This window comes from Ruegeria sp. K11, assembly GCF_056531905.1.
Genome location: NZ_JBQFMP010000008.1, coordinates 122,093 through 148,341, shown reverse-complemented (window position 1 = coordinate 148,341; position 26,249 = coordinate 122,093). Strand labels below are relative to the sequence as shown.

The window sequence follows — 26,249 nt, the reverse complement described above, 5'->3', positions numbered from 1 at the left end:
AGTTTACAGACGCGTCAGGAAACAGATGAGCGGGATCGATCATATCGCAGGGCACACCTATCACGGCCGCAAGGGTGCGATTGATAACGCGTTCCGCTATTCCGTCGATTACATCCTGCTGGACCCCGAAGCCCGTTTGGACACCCCGGCGCTGTTTTCCATTGACCGGGTCAATGTCGTTAACTGGCGCAGCCGCGACCATGGGGGGGCCCCGAAACAGGGTCGGGGCGCCGTCTGGCTGCGCGAGCAGTTCGATGCAATGGATGTCGCGCAGCCGGATCGGATCGAGCTGCTGACCCAACCGCGCGTTCTGGGGCATGTGTTCAACCCGGTCAGCTTCTGGTTCTGTTTCGACGCCGAAGATCAGCTGTTCACCGTGGTCGCCGAGGTGACGAACACGTTCGGCACCCGCCACAGCTATCTGTGCCATAAGCCCAATTTTGCGCCGATTGGCCCGTCGGACCGGATCATTGCGGACAAGCTGATGCATGTGTCGCCGTTTCAGAAGATCGAAGGGGATTACACCTTTCGGTTCGACTATCGCCCGGATCGGGTGGGTGTTTGGATCGACTATGGCCGTGAAAAAGGCGGGCTGATCGCTACCCTGACCGGACCCCGGCAGCCCTTGACCAACGGTGTCATTCTGACCTCGTTGATACGGCGGCCTTTTGGGGCCCGCCGCACGATGTTTCTGATCCTGTGGCAGGCGCTGAAATTATGGGCCAAGAAGGCGCGGTTCCGCCCGTTCCGCCGCGCGCCGGTGCCCGAGCAGCCAATCTCGCGCGCACATCGATAAATCCGATGCGCTGTCGTCGTCTTTTGCGTGAGATCAAAGACTCAGGCCACCGGGAATGGTTCAGATAAGTCCAACACCGCGAACACGAGGAGTTGGGTTATGTTGGAAATCTCGGCAAGAAAGATCGCTCAGGTCGCGATGATGGGGCGTGAACTGGATCGCGCCGAGGGCGAATTGCGCGCATTTATCGACCGGATGGGCGAGGATGAGCAGGCGGAACTGGTCGCTGTCATGTGGATCGGTCGCGAAAGCTTTTTCGCTGAAGATCTGGCCGAGGCCATCGCCACCGCAAAATCCGAAGCCTCGACCCCGTGTGCGGATTATCTGATCGGAACGCCGCATCTGTCTGATCATCTTGAGAACGGTTTGGATGCCTTGGGTATATCGGCTGAGGATATCGAAAACGATCTGATGTAGGCGTAGGTTGTCGTCGTCGGAGCGAGGGGCCAGCCCCTCGCGCACCCCGGGATATTTTTGGCCAGATGAAGGATCCTGTTGGGCACTACCCGGGGCTTGAGAAAGATTAACTAATTTTAATTGTCTGGTTTGGCCGCGTTAACGCGGGCCTCCTTTATCTGTTTTGTGACGCAACGCAAAACTTGGATTTGGAGGAAATCTGATGACCTATGCACATACCGCAAAGCCGCAGGGCGGGTTGTTCTTTTCGGGCTTGTTTGCGAACTATGCCGTAACAAAGGTCGAAACGTTTCGCCGTCAGCTTGTTGCCCAAACGGCGCGTGAGCTGGAAAGCCTGACGGACGTGCAGCTGAAAGACATCGGGATCGCCCGCGAAGACATCAATCAGCGCGCGTATCAGAGCGTCTATGGTGGTGTCCCCTATCGCCAGTAAAGCCATTGCACCCTGCACCCAACGACACAGACAAGAAGGGAACGCCCCATGTGCGATGTTATTCAGCCGACCAATCAGCCAACCCCCGCGGCAAGTGCTTTGCTGCTGTTCGACCGGGCCATGCGCATCCGTTCGGTCTCTGCCGATATTGTGCGGGCCGCGCAGTATCTGGACAGCCTGTCAGATCAGCACCTGTAGAGCTTGGCATCAATCGCAGCGACATCGAGGACACGATTGAGCGATATATCTGAAGGCCCTGCAAAGGGGACATAAGAAAGCGGTAACATGCTGAAAGATGACCAATGAAAGCCATTCCAGACCCTCTGGAATGGCTTTTCTGCTGTCTTAGATCAGGTGATCCACGATCTGCAGATGTTGCGCCAGCGTGTCGATCTCAGCCATCCAGCCTTGCACAAGCTTTGGATCGCTAGGGGCGGCGTGGACGCCAGCCGGGATGGCGCGGTTCAGCACAGCTTCTACGGCCAGAGAGACCGGAACCGATACCAGACGCGCCATCGCGGTGCCGCGCGCGTCGCCCCAGGCGTCCATGACGTAGGTTTTGTGCCAGACGGGGATACCGTCGCGCTCGGCCTTCAGCCCCACGCACAGAACCACGCGGTCGGGTTCGCCTTCGTCATAGGCGTTTTCCGCCCAAAACTGATCGGACATCTCTTTCAGGCGGGCGTCGCCTTCCGGGCCGGACAGGGTTTCAATCTCGGCAAAGACGTCCGACCACGCATCGGCCCAGCCGTTCAGGCGCAGAGTGCCACGAACGAATTCCTTGACGGTCCAGTGATCCTCGAACTGGTATTCGGCCATGAAGGGCAGCGAGTCCCGGTTCGGATAGACTTCGAAGCTTTCGGGCGACGGCAACGGCGCGATATAGCTGCTGATCGCATCCCAAGGGCGGGCGATGTCCAGCGGGGCATAGTCGCGGATCGATTTTGACGGTGACCGCAGCGCTTTCAGCACGCCCAGCGGCGACCAGCTGAACTTGTATCGAAACGGGTTGGGGTTCTTGGGAATGCCGCCGCAATAAGAGATGAAACTCAGATGGTTTTGCGGGTCGAACGCGTCCGAGGCGCGGTAGTCCGCGACCAGCGCATGCGCCATCAGATGGTCGATGCCCGGGTCTAGCCCCACCTCATTGACGAGCACCACACCGGCCTCGCGCGCTTTGTCGTCCAGAGCGCGCATTTCGGGGGCGATGTAGGAGGATGAGACGAAATTTGCGCCCTTGGAGATCGCCAGTTCTGCCAGCGGGACGTGCCAGTCGCCGGGCAGCATCGAGACGATCACGTCGCCCTGTTCCAGCACCTCAGCCAACGCGTCAATGTCGAAGGCGCGGATGTCGTCGGTCAGGTCTCCGACCTCGGCCTTGGCCTTCTCGATGGTCCGGTTCCAGACGGTCACCTTGTGCCCGCCTTCGATCAGGCGGCGCAGGCCGGGGATGGCCGACAGGCCGGTGCCACACCAGTGAATGGTCATCGCTCAGATCCCTTCGATATGAGTTTTGTAGGTTGCTTCTGCCCGACCCCAAACGCCGCTGTCCAGATCGGTCAGGGTCAGCAGGGAGGGCAGCAGCTGCGCGGCGTAGTCTTCCGAGCTTTCGACCGGCAGCATTGAGGGCAGGTTGTCGATGGCCATGACATCCATCACCGGGTCGGCGGCTACGCGCAGGGAGGGCGCGTCCCATGTGGTGGCGCGATCATAGACCGGCACGGGATTATAGTCGCTATCCGGATCGCAGGCCACGTCGCCGATGGCGGTCAGTTTGCGCTGCGCGGTCAGCGCCTCACGCGGGACAAAGACCGGTGTGCCGGGGCGGGCGAAGATGCAGTTCAGGAACAGGTTGTGGTTCAGGATTTCCGGGAAAGGCCCGCCGCTCGCGGTTTCGGCCATGTCCCATTTCGTGACGGGGACGCCCATCGCTTCGCACATGTCGGCAGCGCCTGTGCCCACGCGACCCAAAGCACCGATGACGATGGCGGTCGGGCGGGTGCCGGTGGCATCCAGTTCGGCGAGCAATTCAGCGTTCAGGGCATCTTTGCCCGGGTATACGCCCACTGCAGGGCATTCCTCATCCCGTTGTTGCGCCGCCCATGTTTTCAGCGTCACCGCAGCGCCTGCATATCCCGCCCAGTAGCCAAAGGCAGCAACCCGGCAACCGTCTTCATCCACCAGATATTCCAGATCATAAAGCGTACCGCCGCCGGCCTTGAACCGCTGAAGCAGCGCGCGCCCGGAATGCTGGCCCTTATACGCATGACCAAACATGATGTGGCGGTGGGGCAGGGGCGTGCCGTCTTCGGGCAGTTCCTTGAGGCCAAAGATGATCGCGTCCAAAGGAGCCTCTGGCCAGCTATTTTCGGCCGCAATCTCGCAGCCAGCAGCCTTGTAGCCGTCCAGCGGGATGGCCCGGACCGAGCTTTGCTCGACCGTCACGCGAATACCTGCCGTGATCAGAGCGGCGGCGCCTTCGGGGGTCAACCCGACCCGTTCCTCGTTCGGGCGCTGTTCTGCCCGGACCCAAAGATGTGTCATTGCAATTCCTTTTGTCAGAGCATGCCTGCAGCGCGCACGGCCTGAACCGAAGGCCGCGCCTCCATCGCTTCGCGGAAAGCGATGATCTTGGGAAACGCCGCGACATCCACGCCGTCGCCCTCCAACCAACTGCACACTACATAGAGATAAGCATCGGCCAACGAGAACGCCTCACCCAGCACGAACGGCCCGCGCAGCCCGTTGGCGCAGATGTAATCACAGGACGCGGTCATCGTTTCGGCAACCTTTCCCGCCATATCCTGCCAACTGGCTTCGTTATCCGCCCAGCGGTGGCCACGCATTTTGTGCGCGTGGTTCACATGCATGGTGGAGGCGAGGTAATACATCACCTCGCGCATGCGCCCGGCCATCACCGGATCGGCAGGCACCAGACCCGCGTCAGGCGCAACCGTTGCCACATAGTCCAGCAGCGCGCCGGTTTCGGTCAGGATGCCTCCGTCAACCACCAGCGCGGGCACCCGGCCCTTGGGGTTGATCTGGTGATAGGCCGGTTTGGTCTGCTCGCCGTCTGCAAAGTTCAGCTTGACCGCTTCATACTCAAGCCCTGCCTCTTCCAGCGCGATGGCCACGGCAACGGAAATGGTGCGGGGGGCGTAATAAAGCTGCATTCGGGGCCTCCTTACAGGTGGGTTTGCGCGAACTGCCGGTCGGGTGCTTCCAGATGGGGCACCGCGTTGAACAGAACCGGGCTCAGCTGTGTGCCAATCGGGTGCAGACGATGCATCGACGTGTTCATGATGGCAAGCGCCACGCGCGCCATCGACGGGATATCCAGCCCCATCGCCTGCCGCACCACCATCGAGATCAACCCGCCCGAGGTCACAACGATCGCAGGCCCGCCCTCGGTCCCGATCTCGCGCAGGGCGTCGCGGACGCGGGTTTCGAACTGATCGAACGTTTCGGGTGCGTCGGCGATCTCGCCCTTGGACCAGGCGGCGAAGGTGCGCGGCAGATGTTCGACAAACCCTTCGCGATCAGTGGGGATTTCGACGCCGTGTTGCTGCTGGAAAAGCTGCGCGAGGGTGAAGTACTCGATTTCATTCAAGCGCGCATCGCGGATCGGGTCAGTTAGCCCCATGCTGGTGGCGGTTTCCACATGCCGGTTCAGCGTGCCGCAATAGACACGCGGATAATGGCGCTGGGTATCGCGCAGATGCGCCCCCAGCCAGCGCGCTTGCTGGTGACCCAGATCGCTCAGCCGGTCATAGCTCAGCTCATCCCGCGCGGTTGTATTGGCCTGCCCGTGGCGCACCAGTGTGATATATGACATGACGGTCCCTCTTGCGGGCAAGTCTTAGGGCAGGTTCGGGGCCGGGACCAGAGGGGTTTGGTAAAAATCGAACGGTGATTGCACCTTGCCGGTCGGGCGCTATGGTTGGCCCGAACAAGGGGGAGTGTCATGGCGATAGACGAAAACCGATTTCTGGCCGATCTGCATAAACTGCGCAGCTTCGGAGCATCAGGCGTCGGCAAGGGCGTCGTGCGTCCGGCCTATTCTGACGCTGACATCGCCGCGCGCCAATGGCTGGCCACGCGTATGGCAGAGGCGGGCCTGACGCCGCATTTCGACCCAGTCGGCAATCTCTTCGGGCTGGCCGACGGGCCGTCCCTGTTGATGGGCTCGCATTCCGATAGCCAGCCAGAAGGCGGCTGGCTGGACGGCGCGCTGGGCGTCATTGCCGCGCTAGAGGTCGCGCGCGCCAGTGACCAGCCGGTCTCGGTCGTCAGTTTTCAGGACGAAGAGGGGCGGTTCGGCGTCACCACCGGCTCTGCCGTGTGGTCCGGTGGCTTGCCGCTGGAAAAGGCAGACGGGCTGACTGATGGTGCGGGGATCAGCTTTGGCGCGGCGCGGGCATCTATGGCTGACATGGCTCAGGATTTTGTCGATCCGGCCCGGTTCAGCGGGTTCATCGAGATGCATATCGAACAGGGCCCGGCGTTGGACGTGGCGGGCGAACAGATCGGCGTGGTGACGGATATCGTCGGCATCCGCGACATGCGCATCACGTTTGAGGGGCAGCAGAACCACGCAGGCACCACGCCGATGCACCTGCGCCGCGATGCGTTTCAGGCTCTGTCGCTGTTCAACACGCGGCTCAATGACCGGTTCCGCAATGTGGTGACGCCGCAAACGGTCTGGACCATCGGGCATGTTGATCTGCACCCGAACGCCTCCTCCATTGTGCCGGGACGCGTGCGGTTTTCGATGCAATGGCGCGATGGTGACTCTGACCGTCTGTTGCGCATGGAAGAGATCATCCGCGCCACCGCGCAGCAGGTGGCCGAGGACCTTGGCATGACACTGGACTACGGCCCGATGCTGGGTTTGGAACCGGTGAGCATGGATTCCAACCTGCGCAACGCGCTGGAAAGCGGGGCACTGGCGGTCGCGCCGGGCAAATGGCGCAGGATGCCATCGGGGGCTTTGCATGACGCCACCAATGTCTCGCGTCTGATGCCGGTTGCGATGCTGTTTGTACCCTCGATCAACGGAATCAGCCATGATTTCGCCGAGGACACTGCCGAGGATGACCTGATTGCAGGTCTCAATGTGCTGGATCATGCCGTTCAGGCGCTCGGGGCGGCTGCGCGATAAGGCGCGGTGAAAATACAAATTTTCCAGCGGTTTGGCTTGGGGTAAACAGTCGTCAACAAGGGCGTGTCTTCCCGCGCATGCTGAAGTTGACCGACGTCGGCAGATCGAGTGTTGCCTAACGGAAAAAAGTTTCCTATAGGAACATTATTGATGCATACGCCCGTATACAGGTCTGTCTCGTTGATGATGAAGTGTCAAAACACCGGGGCTGAATCGTTGCAAAATATGCAGCTTGGGTCAGACTGATGGGTATGCGTTCCGACCATTAGATACGAAAGAAGGTATCCGCCATGACAGACGCACCGAAGCGCACTCCGCTCTACGACCTGCATGTTGAGTTGGGAGGGAAGCTGGTTGATTTCGCGGGTTGGGAGATGCCGGTTCAGTATCCTTTGGGGATCATGGGGGAGCACAAACAGTGCCGCGAGAAGGCGGCGGTATTTGATGTGAGCCATATGGGTCAGGTGATTCTGCGCGGTGAGAATGTGGGGGAGAAGCTGGAAGCTTTGTGTCCGCAAGCCTATGCGACATTGAAGGAAGGCAAGGCGCGGTACGGGTTCTTTACGAACGCCGACGGCGGGATCATGGATGACCTGATCGTGTCGAATGCGGGCGATCATTACTTTGTGGTGGTGAACGCGGCCCTGCGGCATCAGGACATTCCGCATATGCGCGAACACCTTGAAGGCGTTGAGGTGACCGAGATTTTCGATCGGGCACTGGTGGCGGTTCAGGGACCGAAGGCGGAGGATGTGGTGGGCGAGTTGTGCCCTGCGGCCCGCGACCTGAAATTCATGGAAACCGCCGTGGCGGGTATCAACGGCGTCGAATGCCGCATCTCGCGTCTGGGCTATACGGGCGAGGACGGGTATGAGATTTCCATCCCCGAAGACAAAGCGATCGAGATCACGAAGGCATTTCTGGCCCATGAGGAGTGCGAAGCCGCTGGTCTGGGTGCACGCGACAGCCTGCGGCTGGAGGCGGGTCTGTGCCTCTATGGCAATGACATTGACCAAAGCACCTCGCCGATTGAAGCCAGCCTTGGCTGGGCCATTCAGAAACGCCGCAAGGAAGAAGGCGGCTTTCCGGGCGCGGACCGCATTCAGCGCGAACTGGCTGACGGGACATCCCGCAAGCTGGTCGGCATCAAACCGACAGGCCGCGCGCCCGCGCGGCAAGGCGTGGAAATCCAGAACACAGAGGGCAACACCATCGGCCAGATTACCTCGGGCGGGTTTGGCCCCACGGTCGGCGGGCCTGTTGCGATGGGCTATGTCGCCATGGCGCACAGCACACCGGGCGAGTCGGTCAATCTGATCATCCGGGGCAAGCCGCAACCGGCCGAGATCGTGGCGCTGCCCTTCGTCACCCAGAACTACAAGCGTTGAAGTCAGGAGAAAGAGACCATGGCAACCTATTATTCCGAAGAACACGAATGGCTGAACGTTGAGGGCGACACCGCCACTCTGGGCATCACCAAACATGCCGCCGAACAGCTGGGCGATGTGGTCTTTGTCGAACAACAGGAAGCAGGCGACGAGTTCGAGAAAGACGGCGAGATCGGCGTGATTGAATCCGTCAAGGCAGCCTCGGAACTCTACGCCCCGGTGGATGGCGAGATTGTCGAGGTCAACGAGGCGCTGGCCGACAATCCCGGCGCGCTGAACGAAGACCCCGAGGGCGAGGCCTGGATCTACAAGATCAAGATCAGCGACGCCTCGCAGCTCGAAGATCTGATGGACGAGGCCGGTTACAAGGCCTTCATCGGCTGACACTGCCGGAGCCCTGATATTGGGGCTCCCCAGCTTCATCTTTTTCCAAATACTCCCGCCGGAGGCTCCCGCAGTCTCCGCCGGGCCAGACCTATCCGTGAGGAGCGCAACGATGGCCTTCAAACTGACCGATTACGAAGCCTATGATTTCGCCAACCGCCGCCATATCGGGCCCAGCCCGACCGAGATGCGCGACATGCTCAAGGTGATCGGCTTCAAGACGCTGGATCAGCTGATCGATGCCACCGTCCCACCCGCGATCCGCCAGAAGGAACCGCTGGACTGGGGTCCGGCGATGACCGAACGCGATGCGCTTTTCCATATGAAAGAGGTGGCCAGCAAGAACAAGGTCCTGACCTCGCTGATCGGGCAGGGGTATTACGGCACCACCACACCCGCGCCGATCCTGCGCAACATCCTGGAAAACCCGGCCTGGTACACCGCCTACACCCCCTATCAGCCCGAGATCAGCCAGGGTCGCCTTGAGGCACTGCTGAACTTCCAGACCATGGTCAGCGACCTGACCGGGCTCGACGTGGCCAACGCCTCGCTGCTGGACGAAGCCACTGCTGCGGCGGAAGCCATGGCCATGGCCAAGCGCGGCGGCCGGTCCAAGGCCAACAACGCGGCCTTCTTTGTCGACCGCAATTGCCACCCGCAGACCATCGCGGTGATCAAAACCCGGGCTGAGCCTCTGGGCATCGACGTGCAGGTGGCTGACCCCGACCAACTGGACGCAGGCGCCGTCTTTGGCGCGATCTTCCAGTACCCCGGCACGCACGGGCACGTGCGCGACTTCACCAAGGAAATTGCCGCCCTGCATGAGCACAAAGCCATCGCCATCGTCGCTGCCGACATCCTGTCGCTGGCGCTGCTGAAATCCCCCGGCGAGATGGGCGCGGATATCGCCATCGGCTCGACCCAGCGCTTTGGCGTGCCGATGGGCTATGGCGGCCCGCACGCGGCTTACATGGCGACCACCGACAAGCTGAAACGCGCGATGCCGGGCCGGATCATCGGTGTCAGCATCGACAGCCGCGGCAACAAGGCCTACCGCCTCGCCCTGCAGACCCGTGAACAGCATATCCGGCGCGAGAAGGCGAACTCGAATGTCTGCACCGCGCAGGCGCTGCTGGCGGTGATCGCCTCGATGTATGCGGTGTACCACGGCCCCGACGGCATCAAGGCCATCGCACAATCGGTGCACCGCAAGACCTCGCGTCTGGCAGCGGGTCTGGAAGAGGCGGGCTTCTCGGTTGAGCCAGAGGTGTTTTTCGACACCATCACGGTCGAGGTCGGCCACCTGCAGACGACTGTCATGGAGGCCGCTGTCGCCCGGGGCGTCAACCTGCGCAAGGTCGGCGAGACCAAGGTCGGCATCAGCCTCGACGAACAGACCCGGCCCGAGACCATCGAGGCGGTCTGGGGGGCCTTCGGCATCGACCGCAAGGATGACAGTTCGAACAAGCAGTACCGTCTGCCGGATTACGCCCTGCGCGAGACGCCCTATCTGACCCACCCGATCTTCCACAAGAACCGGGCCGAGGCCGAGATGACCCGCTATATGCGTCGTCTGGCCGACCGCGATCTGGCGCTGGACCGGGCGATGATCCCGCTGGGATCCTGCACCATGAAGCTGAACGCCACGATCGAAATGATCCCGGTCACCTGGCCTGAGTTCGGCAACCTACACCCGTTCTGCCCCGAAGATCAGGCGCAGGGCTATCATGAGATGATTGCCGATCTGAACGACAAGCTGTGCCAGATCACCGGCTATGACGCGATCTCGCAGCAGCCCAACTCGGGCGCGCAGGGCGAGTACGCAGGCCTGCTGACCATCCGTAACTATCACTTCGCCCGCGGCGAAGGACATCGCAATGTCTGCCTGATCCCAACCTCGGCGCATGGGACCAACCCGGCCTCGGCGCAGATGGTGGGCTGGCAGGTGGTGCCGGTGCAATCGGATGAGAACGGCAATATCGACCTGAACGACTTCCGCGCCAAGGCCGAGAAGCACTCGGATCATCTGGCCGGTTGCATGATCACCTATCCTTCGACCCACGGTGTCTTTGAGACCACCGTGCAGGAGGTCTGCCAGATCACCCATGATCACGGCGGTCAGGTCTATATCGATGGGGCCAACATGAACGCCATGGTCGGCCTGTCGCGTCCCGGTGACATTGGCGGCGATGTCAGCCACCTGAACCTGCACAAGACCTTCTGCATCCCCCATGGCGGCGGCGGCCCCGGCATGGGCCCCATCGGCGTCAAGGCGCATCTTGAGGAACACCTGCCCGGCCATCCGGAATACGGCACCGCCGTGGGTCCGGTCTCGGCCGCGCCATTTGGGTCTCCGTCCATCCTACCTGTTAGCTGGGCCTATGTGCTGCTGATGGGTGGCGCGGGTCTGACACAGGCCACGAAAGTGGCGATCCTGAACGCCAACTACATCGCGGCGCGTCTGGCCGATGCCTATCCGATCCTCTACACCTCCGAATCCGGTCGAGTGGCGCATGAATGCATCCTCGACACACGGCCTTTGGACGCTGAGGCGCATGTGACCGTCGATGACGTCGCCAAGCGGCTCGTCGATTCCGGTTTCCACGCACCCACCATGAGCTGGCCGGTGGCGGGCACCCTGATGGTCGAGCCCACCGAATCCGAGCCCAAGGACGAGCTGGACCGCTTCTGCGACGCCATGCTGTCCATCCGGGCCGAGGCGCAGGATATCATCGACGGCAAGATCGACGCGGAAAACAACCCGCTGAAAAACGCCCCCCACACGGTGCGCGATCTGGTCGGCGACTGGGACCGGCCCTACAGCCGCGAACAGGCCTGCTTCCCTCCGGGCTCGATGGGCGTCGACAAGTACTGGTCCCCCGTCAACCGCGTCGACAACGCATACGGCGACCGAAACCTCGTCTGCACATGCCCGCCCATGTCAGAATACGAAGAGGCCGCTGAATAAATCACAAACAAAACCCCGCTGAGAAATCGGCGGGGTTTTCGCTTATCGGAAACCCGCGTTCTGATTTGTTCCGGTTCCAGATGTCGTTTTTGTTAGGCGAAGCGTCTTTTTCTCTTGCTGCGCTTGCGAAGGCCGCTTACCCCTGTCCGTGGGACACCCCTCCCCAACGAGGGGCGTGTATCTGGAAGGGTAATACAGATGACTATCGAACAACCGGCGACGCGGCCGGCGAATCCGCGTTTTTCCTCGGGCCCCTGCGCCAAACCCCCCACATTTGAACTGTCCAAGCTGGCTGACGCTGCATTGGGTCGGTCGCACCGTGCTGCTGTCGGCAAGGACAAGCTGACTGCGGCCATCGAAGGCACGCGCGAGCTGCTGGGCATTCCGGCGGATTACAAGATCGGCATCGTTCCCGCCTCGGACACCGGCGCGGTTGAGATGGCGCTGTGGTCGCTGCTGGGTGAGCGCAAGGTTGAGATGCTGGCGTGGGAAAGTTTCGGTGCGGGCTGGGTCACCGACGTGGTCAAGCAGTTGAAGATCGACGCCGAAGTGAAAACGGCTGATTACGGGCAGATCGTCGATCTGACTTCGGTCGATTTCGCCAATGACGTGGTGTTCACGTGGAACGGCACGACCTCGGGCGTGAGGGTTCCGAATGGCGACTGGATTGCGGATGACCGTCAGGGTCTGACAATCTGCGACGCAACTTCTGCGGCTTTTGCGATGGACCTGCCTTGGGACAAACTGGATGTGACCACGTTTAGTTGGCAGAAAGTGCTGGGTGGAGAAGCGGCCCACGGGATGCTGATCCTGAGCCCTCGTGCGGTAGAACGGCTGGAAAGCTACACGCCCGCATGGCCTCTGCCCAAGATTTTCCGCCTGACCAAAGGGAGCAAATTGATCGATGGTATCTTTACCGGGGCCACGATCAACACGCCCTCGATGCTGGCGGTCGAGGATTATCTGTTCGCGCTGGATTGGGCGCGCTCGGTTGGCGGTCTGCAGGGCCTGATTTCTCGCGCGGACGCAAATGCCGGGGCGGTACATGCGTTCTGTGAGCAGAACGCCTGGATCGCCAATCTGGCCGACGATGTTGCGACGCAATCGAACACCTCGGTATGTTTGAAATTCACCGATCCGCGCATTCGGGACGGTGGGGCTTTTGCCAAGTCCGTTGCAAAGCGGCTTGAGGTCGAGAACATCGCTCTGGATATCGGTGCCTATCGCGACGCCCCTGCGGGTTTGCGCATCTGGTGCGGCGGCACGGTTGAGACCTCGGACATTCAGGCGTTGTTGCCATGGCTCGCATGGGCCTTCGAGGCCGAGATCGCTGCGCAAACGGCAGCCGCCTGACAAGATTTTTCGACGAAAAATCTGGGCCCGCCTGTGGCCCGGACATCTCCCAAATATTCAAGGACCAGAGATATGGCCCCCAAAGTACTCGTATCTGACAAGCTCAGCGAAACCGCCGTGCAGATCTTTCGGGATCGCGGCATCGACGTGGATTTCATGCCCGATCTGGGCAAGGACAAAGACAAGCTGGCCGAGGTGATCGGCCAGTATGACGGCCTTGCCATCCGCTCGGCCACCAAGGTGACGCCGACCCTTCTGGAAAAGGCGGACAATCTGAAAGTCATTGGTCGCGCCGGGATCGGGACCGACAATGTCGACAAGGATGCCGCCAGCAAGAAAGGCGTGATCGTCATGAACACGCCCTTCGGCAACATGATCACCACAGCCGAGCACGCCATCGCGATGATGTTCGCCGTAGCGCGGCAGATCCCCGAAGCCAGCACCTCGACACATGCAGGTAAGTGGGAAAAGTCCAAATTCATGGGGATCGAACTGACCAACAAGACGCTTGGCGTGATTGGTGCGGGTAATATCGGCGGTATTGTCTGCGAACGCGCCCTTGGTCTGAAGATGAAGGTTGTCGCGTATGACCCTTATCTGGGCGAAGAGAAAGCCGCCAAGATGGGCGTCGAAAAGGTCGAACTGGACGAGCTGCTGTCGCGCGCCGACTTCATCACCCTGCACGTGCCGCTGACCGATCAGACCCGCAACATCCTGAGCCGCGAAAACCTTGAGAAAACCAAACCCGGCGTCCGCATCGTCAACTGTGCACGTGGCGGTCTGGTCGATGAAGAAGCGCTGGCCGAGATGCTGAAATCGGGACGGGTTGCGGGTGCGGCCTTTGATGTGTTCAGCGAGGAACCAGCCAAGGAAAACGCTCTGTTCAACCTGCCCAACGTCGTCTGCACGCCGCATCTGGGCGCCGCGACAACCGAAGCACAGGAAAACGTGGCACTGCAGGTGGCCGAGCAGATATCGAACTATCTGCTGACCGGCGCCGTCGAAAACGCGTTGAACATGCCCAGCGTAACGGCGGAAGAAGCCAAGGTCATGGGCCCGTGGATCAAGCTGGCTGGACATCTGGGCAGCTTCATCGGCCAGATGACGGACGAGCCGATCAAGGCGATCAACATCCTCTATGACGGTGTTGCGGCCGAGATGAATCTGGCCGCGCTGAATTGCTCGGTCGTTGCCGGCATCATGAAAAAGTTTAACCCCGAGGTAAATATGGTCTCGGCCCCGGTGGTGGCCAAGGAACGGGGTATCAAAATCTCGACCACCAATCAGGACAAATCAGGCGCGTTCGAAGGTTACGTCAAGGTCACGGTCGTGACCAACAAGCGCGAGCGCTCTATCGGCGGCACTGTGTTCAGTGATGGAAAACCCAGATTCATCCAGATCAAAGGGATCAACATCGATGCCGAGATCGGGGCGCATATGCTCTATACCACCAATGAAGACGTGCCGGGCATCATCGGTGCGTTAGGGCAAACCATGGGTGAGAACAACGTGAACATCGCCAACTTTACCCTTGGCCGCTCGGCAGCCGGGGGAGAAGCAATTGCGTTGCTTTATGTCGACGAACCCGTCCCGGCCGAGGCGCGGGCCAAGCTGGCCGAGACGGGTTTGTTCACCCAGATCAAACCGCTGGAGTTTGACGTGGCCTGAGCAGTCGCAGTCGGGGTTTCGATACAAATTGATGCCCGCGCCGGAAAAAGGTGCGGGCATTCTCTTTCGTTCAGGGGCATTTCGCGGCACAAGTCCCGCGACCCCAACCTGAAAGGCCCTGTCATGACCACGCCCATCTACGCCATCGGTGACATTCACGGTCAGCTTGACATGCTGAATGCTGCGCTGCGCCGGATCGAGGCAGATGGCGGCCCGGATGCGCGTATCGTGTTTCTGGGTGACTATACAGATCGCGGACCGGACAGTCGTGGCGTCTTGGATGTGTTGATCGAAGGTCAAGGCGCGGGCCGAAACTGGGTTACGGTGAAGGGAAACCATGACCGGATGTTTTCGATGTTCATGCAGGACCACCCGTTGAATGACACCCGCCTGCCGATCGAGCTGCATTGGCTGCACGACCGGATCGGCGGGATCGAAACGCTGGCCTCTTACGGCGTGCAGGTCACCCCATCCGCGCGCATCTATCAGGTTCATGAACAGGCGCGGGCCGCTGTGCCGCAAGAACATCTGGATTTTCTGAATGCCCTGCCGACATATCATCAGGAAGCAGAGCTACTGTTTGTCCATGCCGGATTGCGGCCCGGTATTCCGCTGGAGCAGCAGACCGAGGATGATCTGGTCTGGATCCGCCACGAGTTTCTGGACGCGGTCAAACCCTACCCCTGGCTGGTCGTACATGGCCACACGCCTGTTGATCGCGTTGAACATTGCGGAAACCGGATCAATCTGGATACCGGCGCGGGCTATGGGCGCCCGCTGTCATCAGTGGTGTTTGAAGGGCGTGAATGCTGGGTTTTGACTGACAAGGGACGAGTCCCGTTGCGTCTTACCCGGTTTTGAACATGTCCGCGTGACTGTCGCGCAAAACGTTTTTTTGAACCTTGCCCATCGTGTTGCGCGGCAACGCATCCAGAACGATCAAATCGCGCGGGTGTTTAAACCGCGCAAGCTGTTTCTGCACCTCTGATTGAATCGCTGCCAAATCCGGGCTTTGGCCGGGTTCGGGCACCAGAACTGCCAGCACTGCCTCACCAAAATCGGGGTGCGGAACGCCGATGACGGCGCTTTCCAGAACACCGGGTTGATCATCCAGAACCAGCTCGATCTCTTTGGGATAGATGTTGTACCCGCCCGAAATGATAAGATCCTTGCCGCGCCCGACGATATGGACATAGCCATCCGCGTCCACACGCCCCAGATCGCCGGTGATAAAGAACCCGTCCGCGCGCAGTTCCGCAGCGGTTTTTTCGGGCATTTGCCAGTAGCCCTGAAACACGTTCGGGCCGCGCACTTCGATCATGCCGATCTCACCGTGGGCCATGTCTTCGCCGGTTTCGGGATCGGTTACTTTCAATTCGACATCCGGCAGCGGAAATCCAACCGTCCCGGGGCGACGTTCGCCTTCGTAAGGGTTGGAGGTATTCATGTTGGTTTCCGTCATGCCATAGCGTTCCAGAATGCGGTGGCCGGTGCGCGCCTGAAACCGCTCATGCGTCTCGGCCAGCAGCGGGGCCGAACCCGAGATGAACAATCGCATGTGCTGCACCAGATCGCCAGTGAACCGGTCGTCGCCCAGCAATCGGGTATAGAACGTAGGAACCCCCATCATGGATGTGGCTTTGGGCATCAGCCGCAGGATGTCTTCCAGATCGAATTTCGGCAGAAAGATCATCGATCCGCCCGAGGCCAGGATCACATTCGTGGCTACAAACAACCCGTGCGTATGGAAGATCGGCAATGCATGCAGCAGCACGTCCTGGCGGCTAAAGCGCCATTCGCGCACCAGAGTGTGCGCGTTGGATAACAGATTGGCCTGCGTTAGCATCGCGCCTTTGGATCGCCCGGTGGTGCCTGAGGTATACAAAAACGCGGCCAGATCGTCCGGCGAGCGGCGCACAGGCTCGAACGCAGGCAACATCCCCAATGCCCGACGCATCAGACTGCCGGTCCCGTCTGCGTTCAGTGTTTCGAGCCGGGCCTTCTGCGCCTGCGCAACGGGCAAGAGTCCATGTTCATTTGCGGCATCGCAGACCAGCAATGAGGCGGAGCTGTTTTCAACGAAGTAGGCCAGCTCGGTATTGGTATAGGCGGTGTTGAGCGGCAAAAAAATCAGCCCGGTCTGCGCACAGGCGGCATATAGCGCAAGCGCTTCGGGTGATTTCTGAACCTGAACGGCCACGCGATCTCCGGGTTCCAGACCCATCCCGGTCAGGGCATTTGCAATACGCGCCGCCATATCCAGAAAATCTGTGTGAGTTAGGCTTGTTCCGTCCGGAAGATGCAAGAATGGCGTCGATTTGCCTGCATGGATGCCAAACAGCTGATCGTAAAGCGGGTTGCCCATTGCGAAAATCCTCGGGTCGAAAGATGCCTTTGAACCTGTCCCGGATTTGCCGGAGGGTAAAGCCTCTGCGATGTGGAAATACGCAGCCGCGGCTCAGAATTGTGTGGTCATGCGGTAACCGGCTGCGAAATACATCTTGGCAAAGGTCACTGGTTGACCCTGCAGCCAGGTGATGCGCTCGGCGGTAAAGACGGGTTCGCCTTCTGGTACATCCAGAAACCCGCCAACTGCCGCGTCGGCGCGACTGGCCAGAAAGGTCAGTTCAACATTCGTGAAGGGCACGGTCTGGATCAACCACTCATTCGGCCCGATACCAGAAAAATCGGCCTGTTCGACCTGCGGGACGCTGTCCACGACGATCCAGCGATCCTCATATTGAAACGGAGTGTTGCCGCTGTAGTGCATGCATCGCACATGCATGGCCGTCTGACCGGGCCGCAGCTGCAACCGGGCACTCAACCATTCCGGGGCGGGCTGAATTTCGGCCGAGACCAGCGCATAACGATAGGTGCCGCCTATGGCTTCGACCTCTTCCCGGACCAGCGGAATGGTAAAGCGTGCCTGCCTTTGCGGTGCGCTCAGAACCCGGGTTCCGGCTTTGCGCCGCCGTTCCAGAAATCCTTCATCTGCCAACTCGCGCAAGGCGCGGTTGACCGTCGTTCGGGTGCACGAGAATTCGATGGCCAGTTCTTCTTCATTCGGCAGCAGGCTATCGGGTCGCCACTGCCCGGACCGGATGCGATGCAGCACGGTCTGCTTGATGTCCTTATAGCTGGTGGTGTCGCTGTTCTGGGTCATGGAGATCTGATTTAGTGTCTAAAGAAGGGCCAGAAGATCGGCAATGGCGGCCCGGTAAGCGTTGGTGATCTGCGCGCGCGCAACGTGTTGTCCGTCGCGCACCATATGCCGCCCGGCGGACCACAGGTCGGTGACGATCCTGTCGGACGATGCAAAGCACAAACCGTCAAGCAGTTGATCATCACGCAATGCGCACAGAGACGGGCTGGAGCGATCAATCGCCACAAGATCGGCCAGCTTGCCTACCTCGATCCGCCCGGCATCGCGTCCAAGCGCTTGCGCGCTTCCATGGGCAGCGGTGGTGTAAAGGGTGTGACCAACCGACCCGGTGTCGGAAATCAGGACCGCGCGCGTCCTGTCGCGCAAGCGTTGCGAATACTCGAACATGCGTAGTTCTTCGGTGAGGGATATCCGAATGTTCGAATCCGATCCCACACCATATGCCCCGCCGGATTTGACATATTCTCCACCGTTAAAGATGCCGTCGCCCAGATTGGCCTCGGTGATCGGGCACAGGCCCGCCACCGCCCCCGACTGCGCCATCCTGCGGGTTTCCTCATCGGTCATATGGGTCGCATGGATCAGACACCATCGGTGGTCGACCCCGACATTGTCCAGCAACCAGGACACAGGACGCTGCCCGAGGGCTGCGATGACCTCGTCAACCTCTTTGACCTGTTCGGCGATGTGTATGTGAACCGGCCCCGTGGGTGTCAGATCCAGCACATGCCGCAGATCATCACCAGATGTGGCGCGCAGAGAATGAGGCGCAATGCCAAGAACAGAGTCTATATGCGGCAGATGCGACCGACATCCATCCACCAGTTGCATGAATGTTTCGACCGAGTTGCCAAAGCGCTTTTGCCCTCCGGCAAGCGGCTCTTGCCGCACACCGCCATAGGTATACAGTACAGGCAAATGGGTCAGCCCGATGCCTGTCTGGCCGGCAGCCGCGAAAATGCGGTGGCTGAGTTCCGCGCGATCTTCGTAAGATGCTCCGCCCTGCTGATGGTGGACATAGTGAAACTCGCCCACCGAGGCATACCCTGCCTCCTGCATTTCCATAAACGTCAGCGCGGCGATGGCTTCGATGTGGTCCGGGCTCAGGCGGTCCAGAAACCGGTACATAAGATCGCGCCAGGTCCAGAAGCTCTCACGCCCCGCGACCCGCGTTTCGGTCATGCCGGCCATGGCGCGCTGAAAGCTGTGACTGTGCAGGTTACCCGGCGCAGGCAGTAAAACATCCACACGGATGTCATCTGCCTGCGCAGCAGCACCCAACTGGATCTCGCTGATCCGACCATCCTCAATGGAAAGCCGCAGGTTTTGCCTCCAGTCCAATCCTAACAAGGCGGTTTTTGCGTGCAGGGCCATGGTCATCTCGATTTGTGTAGATTTTATATTTTTAACCATATACGTAAAAAGCACCACTGAGGGAACCAAAAGAATCGCCATGACGGAAAAAGCTGTATTTTTCTGCAATCAGATCGCAGCAATGAACGAAGACCCGGCTTATGGCCTGATCGAAAACGCGGCCGTCGTCGTTGAGGACGAGATCATCGCATGGGTGGGTCCGCAATCTGAGGTTCCGGATCGATTTGCCGATTGGCCGCGCACCGATTTTGGTGACCGGCTGATGACCCCGGCTCTGATTGACGCCCACACGCATATCGTCTTTGGCGGCAACCGCGCGGTTGAGTTCGAGATGCGTTTGAACGGTGCATCTTACGAAGAGATTGCGCGCGCCGGGGGTGGAATTCTGTCGACCGTCAACGGCACCCGTGCTGCATCCGAGGATGATCTGCTGGCCGGGGCGCTGCCGCGTGTCGATGCGCTGCTGGCCGAGGGCGTGTCCTGTATCGAGATAAAGTCCGGCTATGGGTTGGATGTCGAAACTGAGCTTCGGATGCTGCGGGTGGCTCGCCAAATCTCGCAGAAACGTCCTGTTAGAGTGAAAACCAGCTTTCTCGGTGCCCACGCCATTCCCCCGGAATATAGAGGACAACCGGATGCATATATCGACGAAATATGTATCCCGACGCTGCGCGCGGCTGCCGCCGATGGCTTGGTGGATGCGGTTGACGGCTTCTGCGAAGGGATTGCGTTCAGCCCAGCCCAGATCGCCCGCGTGTTCGACGTGGCGCGTGAATTGGACCTGCCGGTGAAGCTGCACGCTGAACAGCTGTCCAATCTGGGTGGTGCACAATTGGCGGCCTTGTATGGGGCGTTGTCGGCAGATCACATCGAATATCTCGATGCAACGGGCGTTGACGCCATGGCACAGGCGGGCACCGCTGCGGTTCTGCTGCCCGGTGCTTTCTATACGCTGCACGAGACCCAGTTGCCGCCGATTGAGGCGCTGCGCACACGGGGCGTTCCGATGGCGCTGGCCACCGATTGCAATCCGGGCTCGTCGCCGCTGACGTCGCTGCTGTTGACGATGAATATGGGCTGCACCCTGTTCCGTCTGACGCCGCAAGAGGCGCTGGCGGGCGTGACCTGCCATGCCGCCCGTGCTTTGGGTCTTGAGGACACCGGCACCATCGCCGCCGGGCTGCGCGCTGATCTGGCGGTCTGGGATGTTTCTCATCCCGCTGAACTGTCCTATCGCATCGGCTTCAACCCCTTGCACACACGTATTTTCGGAGGTCTATCATGACGCCCTTGCCCCTTGTCACGGGTCAGGTTTCACTGGCGCAGCTTGAGAAGATCTATTGGTCCGAGGCCCTGATTGTGCTGGACCCCGCATGCCGCCCAAAGGTCGAGACCGCCGCCGCCCGCATCGCGCAGGCCGCACAGGGGGCGGAGGCGGTTTATGGGGTCAACACGGGCTTTGGCAAACTTGCCAGCCACAAGATCGCGGCCGAGGATACCTCGACCCTGCAACGTAACCTGATCCTCAGCCATTGCTGCGGTGTCGGGCCTTCGGTGCCAAGGCGGCTGGCGCGATTGATGATGTCGCTCAAGCTGCTCTCGTTTGGGCGCGGGGCATCCGGGGTGCGTTGGGACCTGATCGAATTGTTGCAACAGATGCTGGCACGGGGTGTCACACCGGTGATCCCGGCGCAGGGTTCGGTCGGGGCGTCGGGCGATCTGGCCCCGCTTGCGCATATGACGGCGGTGGTGATTGGCGCGGGTGAGGCTGAGGTGAATGGCACCGTCCTGCGGGGTGACGAAGCGCTGAAAACCGTCGGTTTAGAGCCGATTCAACTGGGCCCCAAGGAAGGCCTGGCCTTTATCAACGGCACTCAGTTCTCGACGGCTTATGCGCTGGCAGGTCTGTTCGAGGGATGGCGTGCGGCGCAGAATGCGTTGGTCATTTCTGCCGCCTCGACCGACGCGATCATGGGCTCGACCGCGCCGTTGCAACCAGAAATTCACACCCTGCGCGGTCATCGCGGCCAGATCGAGGCCGCCGCGGCGATGCGCGCGACGCTGGACGGGTCCGAGATCCGCGAGAGCCACCGCGACGGCGATACCCGCGTACAGGACCCCTATTGCATCCGCTGCCAGCCGCAGGTGACGGGCGCGGCGATGGACGTGATCCGTCAGGCTGCTGCGACGCTAGAAGTCGAGGCGAACGCGGCCACCGACAACCCTCTGGTGCTGACTGAGGCCGATATCATCGTTTCGGGCGGGAATTTTCACGCCGAGCCGGTGGGGTTTGCCGCTGACATGATCGCGCTGGCCTTGTCCGAGATCGGCGCGATTGCTCAACGGCGGATCGCCCTGATGGTCGACCCGGCGCTCAGCTTTGATCTGCCGCCCTTCCTGACGCCCGAGCCGGGGTTGAATTCGGGCCTGATGATCGCCGAGGTGACGACCGCGGCCCTGATGAGCGAGAACAAGCATCTGGCCAACCCTTGCGTCACCGACAGCACACCCACCTCGGCCAATCAGGAGGATCACGTCTCGATGGCTGCCCACGGTGCACGGCGGCTGACGCGGATGGTCGAGAACCTGAACTATATTCTGGGGATCGAACTTCTCTGCGCTGCGCAGGGCGTGGAATTCCGCGCGCCGCTGCAAACCAGCGCGCCGCTGCAGCGCGTGATCAGCCGCCTGCGCGCAGATATCCCGGCTCTGGCCGAAGATCGTTACCTTGCACCCGATTTGGAGCAGGCGCGCGCGCTCGTTGCCGATAGTGCCGTGCTGAAAGCGGTCGACGTGCCGATGCCAGGGCTGGTCTGATGCAGGTGGTTGCGGTTCAGCGTGGCCACAGCCCCATCGTTTTGGGACAGCCGCATGGCGGAACGCATGTCCCGGTGGACATTGCGGCCCGCCTGAACGCGAACGGACAAAGCCTGAAGGATACGGACTGGCACATAAACAGGCTCTATGACGGGCTATTGAGGGGCGCGACGGTCGTGCAGTCGCATATCCATCGCTATGTGATTGATGCCAATCGAGACCCTTCGGGCGTCTCATTATACCCCGGACAGAACACCACGACGCTGGTACCTCTGACCGATTTCGACGGGCAGCCGATCTGGGCCGAAGGACAGGACCCCTCAGCCGACGAAATCGAGACCCGCCGCCAAACCTATCACGCGCCCTATCACGCCGCGCTGGAGCAGGAGTTGCAGCGGGTCCGAGCCAAACACGGGGTTGCGGTTCTGTTCGACTGCCACTCGATCCGCAGCCGCATTCCTTTCCTGTTCGAGGGCACGCTGCCCGATCTGAACATCGGCACCGATGGGGGTGCGACCTGTGCGCCAGAAATCGAGTCTATTACGGACGAATTCTCCGGCTCCTCGCCCTACACTACGGTCCTGAATGGCCGCTTCCGTGGCGGCTGGACCACCCGCCACTTTGGCCGCCCAGACGAGGGGCTGCATGCCATTCAAATGGAACTGGCGCAGTCCACCTACCTGACCTCGGAATCTGCGCCCTGGGCGTTTGACGACACCAAAGCCACGCGCCTGCGCCGCTGGCTGTACGACATTCTGGACGCCATCCAAGACACTGCATTGGAGTTGACCTCATGACCGATCCCCGCAAGAACACCCGCGACATCTTTCCGCCCACCGGCCCCGAGTTGAACGCCAAAAGCTGGGTGACCGAGGCTCCGTTGCGGATGCTGATGAATAACCTGCACCCGGACGTGGCCGAAAACCCGCATGAATTGGTTGTGTACGGCGGCATCGGACGTGCCGCGCGCACATGGGATGACTTTGACCGCATCGTTGCGGGTTTGAAGGATCTGGAAGAGGACGAGACCCTGATCGTCCAGTCCGGCAAACCGATTGCGATCATTCGTACGCATAAGGATGCGCCGCGTGTGCTGATCGCCAATTCAAACCTCGTGCCGAATTGGGCGACCTGGGATCACTTCAACGAGCTCGATAAGAAGGGCCTGATGATGTACGGCCAGATGACCGCTGGCTCGTGGATCTATATCGGCACACAAGGCATCGTGCAGGGCACCTATGAGACCTTTGCCGAGGCCGGGCGTCAGCACTATGACGGCGACCTGACGGGCAAGTGGATTCTGACCGGCGGTCTGGGCGGCATGGGCGGCGCGCAGCCTTTGGCGGCCGTGTTCGCCGGGGCCTGCTGTCTGGCGGTGGAATGTAATCCGGACTCGATCGATTTCCGTCTGCGCACTAAGTACCTCGACGAAAAGGCCGAAACGCTGGACGAAGCGCTTGAGATGATCGACCGCTGGACCAAGGCGGGTGAGGCGAAATCCGTCGGTCTGCTGGGCAATGCGGCGGACATCTTCCCCAAGATATACCGTCGTATGGCCGGGGGCGGAATGCGCCCCGATATTGTCACCGACCAGACTAGCGCCCATGATCCGATCAACGGCTATCTGCCGTTGGGCTGGACCATGGCGCAATGGCGCGAGAAGCGGGAGACCGACCCTAAAGCGGTTGAAAAGGCGGCACGGGCGTCGATGAAACAACACGTCGCGGCCATGGTCGATTTCTGGAACGCGGGCGTTCCGACGCTGGATTATGGCAACAACATCCGTCAGGTGGCGCAGGATGAAGGGCTTGAGAACGCTTTTGCCTTCCCCGGTTTCGTGCCCGCTTATATTCGCCCGTTGTTCTGCAAAGGGATCGGCCCGTTCCGCTGGTGCGCCCTGTCCGGCGACCCTGAGGATATCTACAAGACCGACGCCAAGATGAAGGAACTGTTCCCCGAGAACGAGCACCTGCATCGCTGGCTGGATATGGCGCAGGACCGGATTGCCTTTCAGGGCCTGCCCGCGCGCATCTGCTGGATCGGGCTGGGCGACCGGCACCGCGCCGGATTGGCGTTCAACGAGATGGTCGCAAATGGCGAGTTGAAAGCGCCGGTTGTGATCGGGCGGGATCACTTGGATTCGGGTTCCGTCGCCAGCCCCAACCGCGAGACCGAGGCGATGCTGGATGGCTCGGACGCGGTGTCGGACTGGCCTCTGCTGAATGCGCTGATCAACACCGCCAGCGGCGCGACATGGGTGTCGCTGCACCATGGCGGAGGCGTTGGCATGGGCTTCAGCCAGCATGCGGGCGTCGTGATCTGCGCCGATGGGACCGAAGACGCCGCGCGGCGGTTGGAACGTGTGTTGTGGAACGATCCGGCCTCGGGTGTCTGGCGGCACGCGGATGCGGGGTACCAGATCGCGAAGGATTGCGCCCGCGAACACGGGCTGCGGCTGCCGGGTATTCTGGGCTAGATCGCTTTGCGTTTGATTTGAATCGAAATACGCTGTCTCTCCCTGCGGTCGAACGCGCATTTCGATAGTTTTGATCCAGAACAAAACGCAAAACGCTTAGGTCAAACTGTCTCTGGCGTACATGCTGCACCTGCGATATCCCGCGGGTGAGCTTGTCGGAGATCGAAGATGTACGTTGCTACCCTGCTAACCAACCCGACCGCGCCGACATTGGATCAGGCGCTGGTCGACTCGCTGCGCAACGCGTGGGGTGGGGGCGACGGTGCTTGGCTCAGCCCCGATGAAGCGGCAGAGTTCACGCTGTCCGAGATACCGGGTAATCTGTGGGACGTCTGGGCCGATCTGCAAAAGATAGGCGTGGACCTGATCGTGCAGCCTGCCGAAGGGCGACGTAAGAAAATGCTGCTGGCCGATATGGACAGCACGATGATCCAGCAGGAATGCATCGACGAACTGGCCGATGAGGCCGGTGTGGGCGACCGGGTCAAGGACATCACCGCCCGCGCGATGAATGGTGAGCTGGATTTCGAAGGCGCGCTGACCGAACGGGTTGGTCTGCTGAAAGGGCTGGATGAAAGCGTGATTGGCAAAGTTCTGAACGACCGGATCACGCTGATGCCCGGCGGCAAGGCCTTGCTGGCGACGATGCGTGCAAACGGGGCCTATGCGGCGCTGGTTTCGGGCGGGTTCACCGCGTTCACCGCGCGCGTGGCCGAACAACTAGGCTTTGACGAGAACCGGGCCAATACTTTGCTGGTCGAAAACGGCAAGCTGACCGGAGACGTGCAGCGCCCCATTCTGGGGCGGCGGGCCAAGATCGAAGCGCTGGAGCAGATCTCCACCCGTTTAGGCATCGCTGAGGCGGACGTGATCGCCGTGGGTGACGGGGCCAACGATCTTGGAATGCTGGGCCGCGCGGGGACGGGGGTTGCGCTGCATGCTAAACCCTCGGTCGCGGCGGAATGCAATGTGCGGGTCAACCACGGAGACCTGACCGCACTGCTGTATCTGCAGGGATATGCCCGTTCTGAATTCGTCGATAGCTAACGGGCTTTCTTTAATTTAACATTTGTGTTAAATAATGGTCATGAACACGCTTCTGACCAGTTTTTCTGCCTTGTCCGACGCCACACGATTCTCGATCGTCGAGCAGTTGATGGAGCACGGAGAGCTGCCTGCCGGTGACCTGATCGAAGGGCGGGGCATGTCCGGTGCCGCGATCTCCCGCCATCTGAAAGTGCTGCGCGAAGCCGGTTTGGTGCAGCAGCGGGTAAAGGGTACGCAGCGGATCTATTCGATCCGGCCCGAGGGGCTGCGCGCGATTGCCGAGTGGACCATTTCGAAGCGGCAATTCTGGGAAAACAGCCTCGACCGCCTGAGCGATATTATCGAAAGGGAGAACTCATGGCCGACCTGAAACTGGAGCGGGATTTTCCCATCACCCCCGAGGTGCTTTTTGCATGGATCAGCGATGGGGCAAAACTGTTGCAATGGTGGGGGCCTGAAGGGCTGCATGTGCCAGAACATGATCTGGATTTCTCGCGCACCGGCCCGTGGTATTCGGTGATGAAGAACGGTGAAGGCCAAAAATTCAAGGTTTCGGGCCATGTAACCCATGTCGATCCGCCGCATTCCGTGGGGTTCACATGGGGCTGGCATGACGATCAGGACAAGCGGGGGGCCGAAAGCCATGTGACCTTCTCGGTGGTGGCGACAGATACCGGATCGCGCCTGACGCTGGATCACCGCGAGTTGGCGGATGCCGAGGCGGCGACAAACCACAATCAGGGTTGGACGTCTTCGCTGCGTAAGCTCGAAGCGCTGGCAAAATAGATTTTCAACAGGGAGGAG

General features: G+C 60.6%; 25 protein-coding genes. 18 read left to right on the top strand and 7 right to left on the bottom strand.

Annotated features, from left to right (window positions below; genetic code table 11):
* Window positions 1–25: 25 nt before the first annotated feature.
* From ACR0K4_RS14305 to ACR0K4_RS14290, 4 genes are all read left to right on the top strand, one after another.
* A complete protein-coding gene (locus ACR0K4_RS14305; protein WP_480854517.1) occupies window positions 26–796 on the top strand; it encodes a DUF1365 domain-containing protein in 771 nt (256 codons plus the stop codon).
* Between the two features lie 99 nt (window positions 797–895).
* Window positions 896–1,213, top strand: a complete 318-nt coding sequence (locus ACR0K4_RS14300; protein WP_480519361.1) for a DUF3775 domain-containing protein — start codon at window positions 896–898, stop codon at window positions 1,211–1,213.
* A 202-nt stretch (window positions 1,214–1,415) separates the two neighbouring features.
* Window positions 1,416–1,646 carry a DUF1127 domain-containing protein gene (locus ACR0K4_RS14295; RefSeq protein ID WP_480854516.1) on the top strand — a complete coding sequence of 77 codons (231 nt, stop codon included), beginning with the start codon at window positions 1,416–1,418 and terminating at the stop codon, window positions 1,644–1,646.
* Between the two features lie 48 nt (window positions 1,647–1,694).
* Window positions 1,695–1,844: a hypothetical protein gene (locus tag ACR0K4_RS14290; RefSeq protein ID WP_480854514.1), complete on the top strand. Its 150-nt coding sequence runs from the start codon at window positions 1,695–1,697 to the stop codon at window positions 1,842–1,844.
* A 147-nt stretch (window positions 1,845–1,991) separates the two neighbouring features.
* Here ACR0K4_RS14290 and ACR0K4_RS14285 read toward each other — a convergent pair whose 3' ends face one another.
* The 4 genes from ACR0K4_RS14285 to ACR0K4_RS14270 are packed head-to-tail and all read right to left on the bottom strand — an operon-like array spanning window position 1,992 to window position 5,481.
* Entirely contained in the window at window positions 1,992–3,134 is a 1,143-nt protein-coding gene (locus ACR0K4_RS14285; protein WP_480854513.1) for a saccharopine dehydrogenase family protein, read from the bottom strand.
* Window positions 3,135–3,137: 3 nt separating this feature from the next.
* A complete protein-coding gene (locus ACR0K4_RS14280) occupies window positions 3,138–4,190 on the bottom strand; it encodes a saccharopine dehydrogenase (protein ID WP_480854512.1) in 1,053 nt (350 codons plus the stop codon).
* Between the two features lie 14 nt (window positions 4,191–4,204).
* Window positions 4,205–4,819 carry a glutathione S-transferase family protein gene (locus tag ACR0K4_RS14275; protein ID WP_480854511.1) on the bottom strand — a complete coding sequence of 205 codons (615 nt, stop codon included), beginning with the start codon at window positions 4,817–4,819 and terminating at the stop codon, window positions 4,205–4,207.
* 11 nt (window positions 4,820–4,830) lie between these two features.
* Window positions 4,831–5,481: a histidine phosphatase family protein gene (locus tag ACR0K4_RS14270; RefSeq protein ID WP_480854510.1), complete on the bottom strand. Its 651-nt coding sequence runs from the start codon at window positions 5,479–5,481 to the stop codon at window positions 4,831–4,833.
* Between the two features lie 129 nt (window positions 5,482–5,610).
* On the opposite strand from ACR0K4_RS14270, the gene ACR0K4_RS14265 reads away from it, so the two are divergent.
* The 7 genes from ACR0K4_RS14265 (at window position 5,611) to ACR0K4_RS14235 (ending at window position 15,429) form a co-directional block, all read left to right on the top strand.
* Window positions 5,611–6,807, top strand: a complete 1,197-nt coding sequence (locus ACR0K4_RS14265; RefSeq protein WP_480854509.1) for a Zn-dependent hydrolase — start codon at window positions 5,611–5,613, stop codon at window positions 6,805–6,807.
* 290 nt (window positions 6,808–7,097) lie between these two features.
* The gene (gcvT, locus tag ACR0K4_RS14260) at window positions 7,098–8,195 is read left to right on the top strand and encodes a glycine cleavage system aminomethyltransferase GcvT (RefSeq protein WP_480854508.1); all 1,098 of its coding nucleotides are present in this window, start codon (window positions 7,098–7,100) and stop codon (window positions 8,193–8,195) included.
* A gap of 18 nt (window positions 8,196–8,213) precedes the next feature.
* The gene (gene gcvH, locus ACR0K4_RS14255; protein ID WP_480854507.1) at window positions 8,214–8,579 is read left to right on the top strand and encodes a glycine cleavage system protein GcvH; all 366 of its coding nucleotides are present in this window, start codon (window positions 8,214–8,216) and stop codon (window positions 8,577–8,579) included.
* A 112-nt stretch (window positions 8,580–8,691) separates the two neighbouring features.
* The gene (gene gcvP / locus ACR0K4_RS14250; protein WP_480854506.1) at window positions 8,692–11,547 is read left to right on the top strand and encodes an aminomethyl-transferring glycine dehydrogenase; all 2,856 of its coding nucleotides are present in this window, start codon (window positions 8,692–8,694) and stop codon (window positions 11,545–11,547) included.
* 198 nt (window positions 11,548–11,745) lie between these two features.
* Window positions 11,746–12,900: a phosphoserine transaminase gene (locus tag ACR0K4_RS14245; protein WP_480854505.1), complete on the top strand. Its 1,155-nt coding sequence runs from the start codon at window positions 11,746–11,748 to the stop codon at window positions 12,898–12,900.
* 72 nt (window positions 12,901–12,972) lie between these two features.
* Window positions 12,973–14,568, top strand: a complete 1,596-nt coding sequence (gene serA / locus ACR0K4_RS14240; RefSeq protein WP_480854504.1) for a phosphoglycerate dehydrogenase — start codon at window positions 12,973–12,975, stop codon at window positions 14,566–14,568.
* 123 nt (window positions 14,569–14,691) lie between these two features.
* A complete protein-coding gene (locus ACR0K4_RS14235; RefSeq protein WP_480854502.1) occupies window positions 14,692–15,429 on the top strand; it encodes a metallophosphoesterase family protein in 738 nt (245 codons plus the stop codon).
* On the opposite strand, the gene ACR0K4_RS14230 is transcribed toward ACR0K4_RS14235, so the two are convergent.
* The 3 genes from ACR0K4_RS14230 to ACR0K4_RS14220 form a co-directional block, all read right to left on the bottom strand.
* Entirely contained in the window at window positions 15,416–16,933 is a 1,518-nt protein-coding gene (locus tag ACR0K4_RS14230; RefSeq protein ID WP_480854501.1) for a malonate--CoA ligase, read from the bottom strand. The genes ACR0K4_RS14235 and ACR0K4_RS14230 overlap by 14 nt on opposite strands.
* 93 nt (window positions 16,934–17,026) lie before the next feature.
* On the bottom strand, window positions 17,027–17,731 hold the full coding sequence (locus ACR0K4_RS14225; RefSeq protein WP_480854500.1) for a GntR family transcriptional regulator: 705 nt from the start codon (window positions 17,729–17,731) through the stop codon (window positions 17,027–17,029).
* Window positions 17,732–17,749: 18 nt separating this feature from the next.
* Window positions 17,750–19,105, bottom strand: a complete 1,356-nt coding sequence (locus tag ACR0K4_RS14220; RefSeq protein WP_480854499.1) for a formimidoylglutamate deiminase — start codon at window positions 19,103–19,105, stop codon at window positions 17,750–17,752.
* 79 nt (window positions 19,106–19,184) lie between these two features.
* On the opposite strand from ACR0K4_RS14220, the gene hutI reads away from it, so the two are divergent.
* The 7 genes from hutI (at window position 19,185) to ACR0K4_RS14185 (ending at window position 26,231) form a co-directional block, all read left to right on the top strand.
* A complete protein-coding gene (hutI, locus tag ACR0K4_RS14215; RefSeq protein WP_480854498.1) occupies window positions 19,185–20,390 on the top strand; it encodes an imidazolonepropionase in 1,206 nt (401 codons plus the stop codon).
* Window positions 20,387–21,922, top strand: coding sequence for a histidine ammonia-lyase (hutH, locus tag ACR0K4_RS14210; protein ID WP_480854497.1), 1,536 nt, complete (start codon window positions 20,387–20,389; stop codon window positions 21,920–21,922). Before hutI ends, hutH begins: the two co-directional genes overlap by 4 nt.
* Window positions 21,922–22,719: an N-formylglutamate deformylase gene (gene hutG / locus ACR0K4_RS14205; RefSeq protein WP_480854496.1), complete on the top strand. Its 798-nt coding sequence runs from the start codon at window positions 21,922–21,924 to the stop codon at window positions 22,717–22,719. Before hutH ends, hutG begins: the two co-directional genes overlap by 1 nt.
* Complete coding sequence (gene hutU, locus ACR0K4_RS14200; protein ID WP_480854495.1) at window positions 22,716–24,398, top strand: urocanate hydratase; 1,683 nt, start codon at window positions 22,716–22,718, stop codon at window positions 24,396–24,398. Before hutG ends, hutU begins: the two co-directional genes overlap by 4 nt.
* A gap of 168 nt (window positions 24,399–24,566) precedes the next feature.
* A complete protein-coding gene (gene serB, locus ACR0K4_RS14195) occupies window positions 24,567–25,445 on the top strand; it encodes a phosphoserine phosphatase SerB (protein ID WP_480854493.1) in 879 nt (292 codons plus the stop codon).
* Window positions 25,446–25,485: 40 nt separating this feature from the next.
* Complete coding sequence (locus tag ACR0K4_RS14190) at window positions 25,486–25,815, top strand: ArsR/SmtB family transcription factor (protein WP_480519406.1); 330 nt, start codon at window positions 25,486–25,488, stop codon at window positions 25,813–25,815.
* Entirely contained in the window at window positions 25,803–26,231 is a 429-nt protein-coding gene (locus tag ACR0K4_RS14185) for an SRPBCC family protein (RefSeq protein WP_480519408.1), read from the top strand. The genes ACR0K4_RS14190 and ACR0K4_RS14185 overlap by 13 nt, the downstream gene beginning before the upstream one ends.
* The last annotated feature ends 18 nt before the right edge of the window (window positions 26,232–26,249 follow it).

Excerpts from the sequence above, each read along its gene's own strand:
- ACR0K4_RS14300 (WP_480519361.1), top strand. The coding sequence starts at position 896 with ATGTTGGAAATCTCGGCAAGAAAGATCGCTCAGGTCGCGATGATGGGG.
- ACR0K4_RS14290 (WP_480854514.1), top strand. The coding sequence starts at position 1,695 with ATGTGCGATGTTATTCAGCCGACCAATCAGCCAACCCCCGCGGCAAGT.
- ACR0K4_RS14285 (WP_480854513.1), bottom strand. The coding sequence starts at position 3,134 with ATGACCATTCACTGGTGTGGCACCGGCCTGTCGGCCATCCCCGGCCTG.
- ACR0K4_RS14235 (WP_480854502.1), top strand. The coding sequence starts at position 14,692 with ATGACCACGCCCATCTACGCCATCGGTGACATTCACGGTCAGCTTGAC.
- gcvT (WP_480854508.1), top strand. The coding sequence starts at position 7,098 with ATGACAGACGCACCGAAGCGCACTCCGCTCTACGACCTGCATGTTGAG.
- ACR0K4_RS14280 (WP_480854512.1), bottom strand. The coding sequence starts at position 4,190 with ATGACACATCTTTGGGTCCGGGCAGAACAGCGCCCGAACGAGGAACGG.
- ACR0K4_RS14275 (WP_480854511.1), bottom strand. The coding sequence starts at position 4,819 with ATGCAGCTTTATTACGCCCCCCGCACCATTTCCGTTGCCGTGGCCATC.
- hutU (WP_480854495.1), top strand. The coding sequence starts at position 22,716 with ATGACCGATCCCCGCAAGAACACCCGCGACATCTTTCCGCCCACCGGC.
- ACR0K4_RS14190 (WP_480519406.1), top strand. The coding sequence starts at position 25,486 with ATGAACACGCTTCTGACCAGTTTTTCTGCCTTGTCCGACGCCACACGA.
- ACR0K4_RS14265 (WP_480854509.1), top strand. The coding sequence starts at position 5,611 with ATGGCGATAGACGAAAACCGATTTCTGGCCGATCTGCATAAACTGCGC.
- ACR0K4_RS14230 (WP_480854501.1), bottom strand. The coding sequence starts at position 16,933 with ATGGGCAACCCGCTTTACGATCAGCTGTTTGGCATCCATGCAGGCAAA.
- ACR0K4_RS14305 (WP_480854517.1), top strand. The coding sequence starts at position 26 with ATGAGCGGGATCGATCATATCGCAGGGCACACCTATCACGGCCGCAAG.
- ACR0K4_RS14185 (WP_480519408.1), top strand. The coding sequence starts at position 25,803 with ATGGCCGACCTGAAACTGGAGCGGGATTTTCCCATCACCCCCGAGGTG.
- ACR0K4_RS14270 (WP_480854510.1), bottom strand. The coding sequence starts at position 5,481 with ATGTCATATATCACACTGGTGCGCCACGGGCAGGCCAATACAACCGCG.
- hutG (WP_480854496.1), top strand. The coding sequence starts at position 21,922 with ATGCAGGTGGTTGCGGTTCAGCGTGGCCACAGCCCCATCGTTTTGGGA.
- hutH (WP_480854497.1), top strand. The coding sequence starts at position 20,387 with ATGACGCCCTTGCCCCTTGTCACGGGTCAGGTTTCACTGGCGCAGCTT.
- serA (WP_480854504.1), top strand. The coding sequence starts at position 12,973 with ATGGCCCCCAAAGTACTCGTATCTGACAAGCTCAGCGAAACCGCCGTG.
- ACR0K4_RS14225 (WP_480854500.1), bottom strand. The coding sequence starts at position 17,731 with ATGACCCAGAACAGCGACACCACCAGCTATAAGGACATCAAGCAGACC.
- gcvH (WP_480854507.1), top strand. The coding sequence starts at position 8,214 with ATGGCAACCTATTATTCCGAAGAACACGAATGGCTGAACGTTGAGGGC.
- gcvP (WP_480854506.1), top strand. The coding sequence starts at position 8,692 with ATGGCCTTCAAACTGACCGATTACGAAGCCTATGATTTCGCCAACCGC.
- ACR0K4_RS14245 (WP_480854505.1), top strand. The coding sequence starts at position 11,746 with ATGACTATCGAACAACCGGCGACGCGGCCGGCGAATCCGCGTTTTTCC.
- serB (WP_480854493.1), top strand. The coding sequence starts at position 24,567 with ATGTACGTTGCTACCCTGCTAACCAACCCGACCGCGCCGACATTGGAT.
- hutI (WP_480854498.1), top strand. The coding sequence starts at position 19,185 with ATGACGGAAAAAGCTGTATTTTTCTGCAATCAGATCGCAGCAATGAAC.
- ACR0K4_RS14220 (WP_480854499.1), bottom strand. The coding sequence starts at position 19,105 with ATGGCCCTGCACGCAAAAACCGCCTTGTTAGGATTGGACTGGAGGCAA.
- ACR0K4_RS14295 (WP_480854516.1), top strand. The coding sequence starts at position 1,416 with ATGACCTATGCACATACCGCAAAGCCGCAGGGCGGGTTGTTCTTTTCG.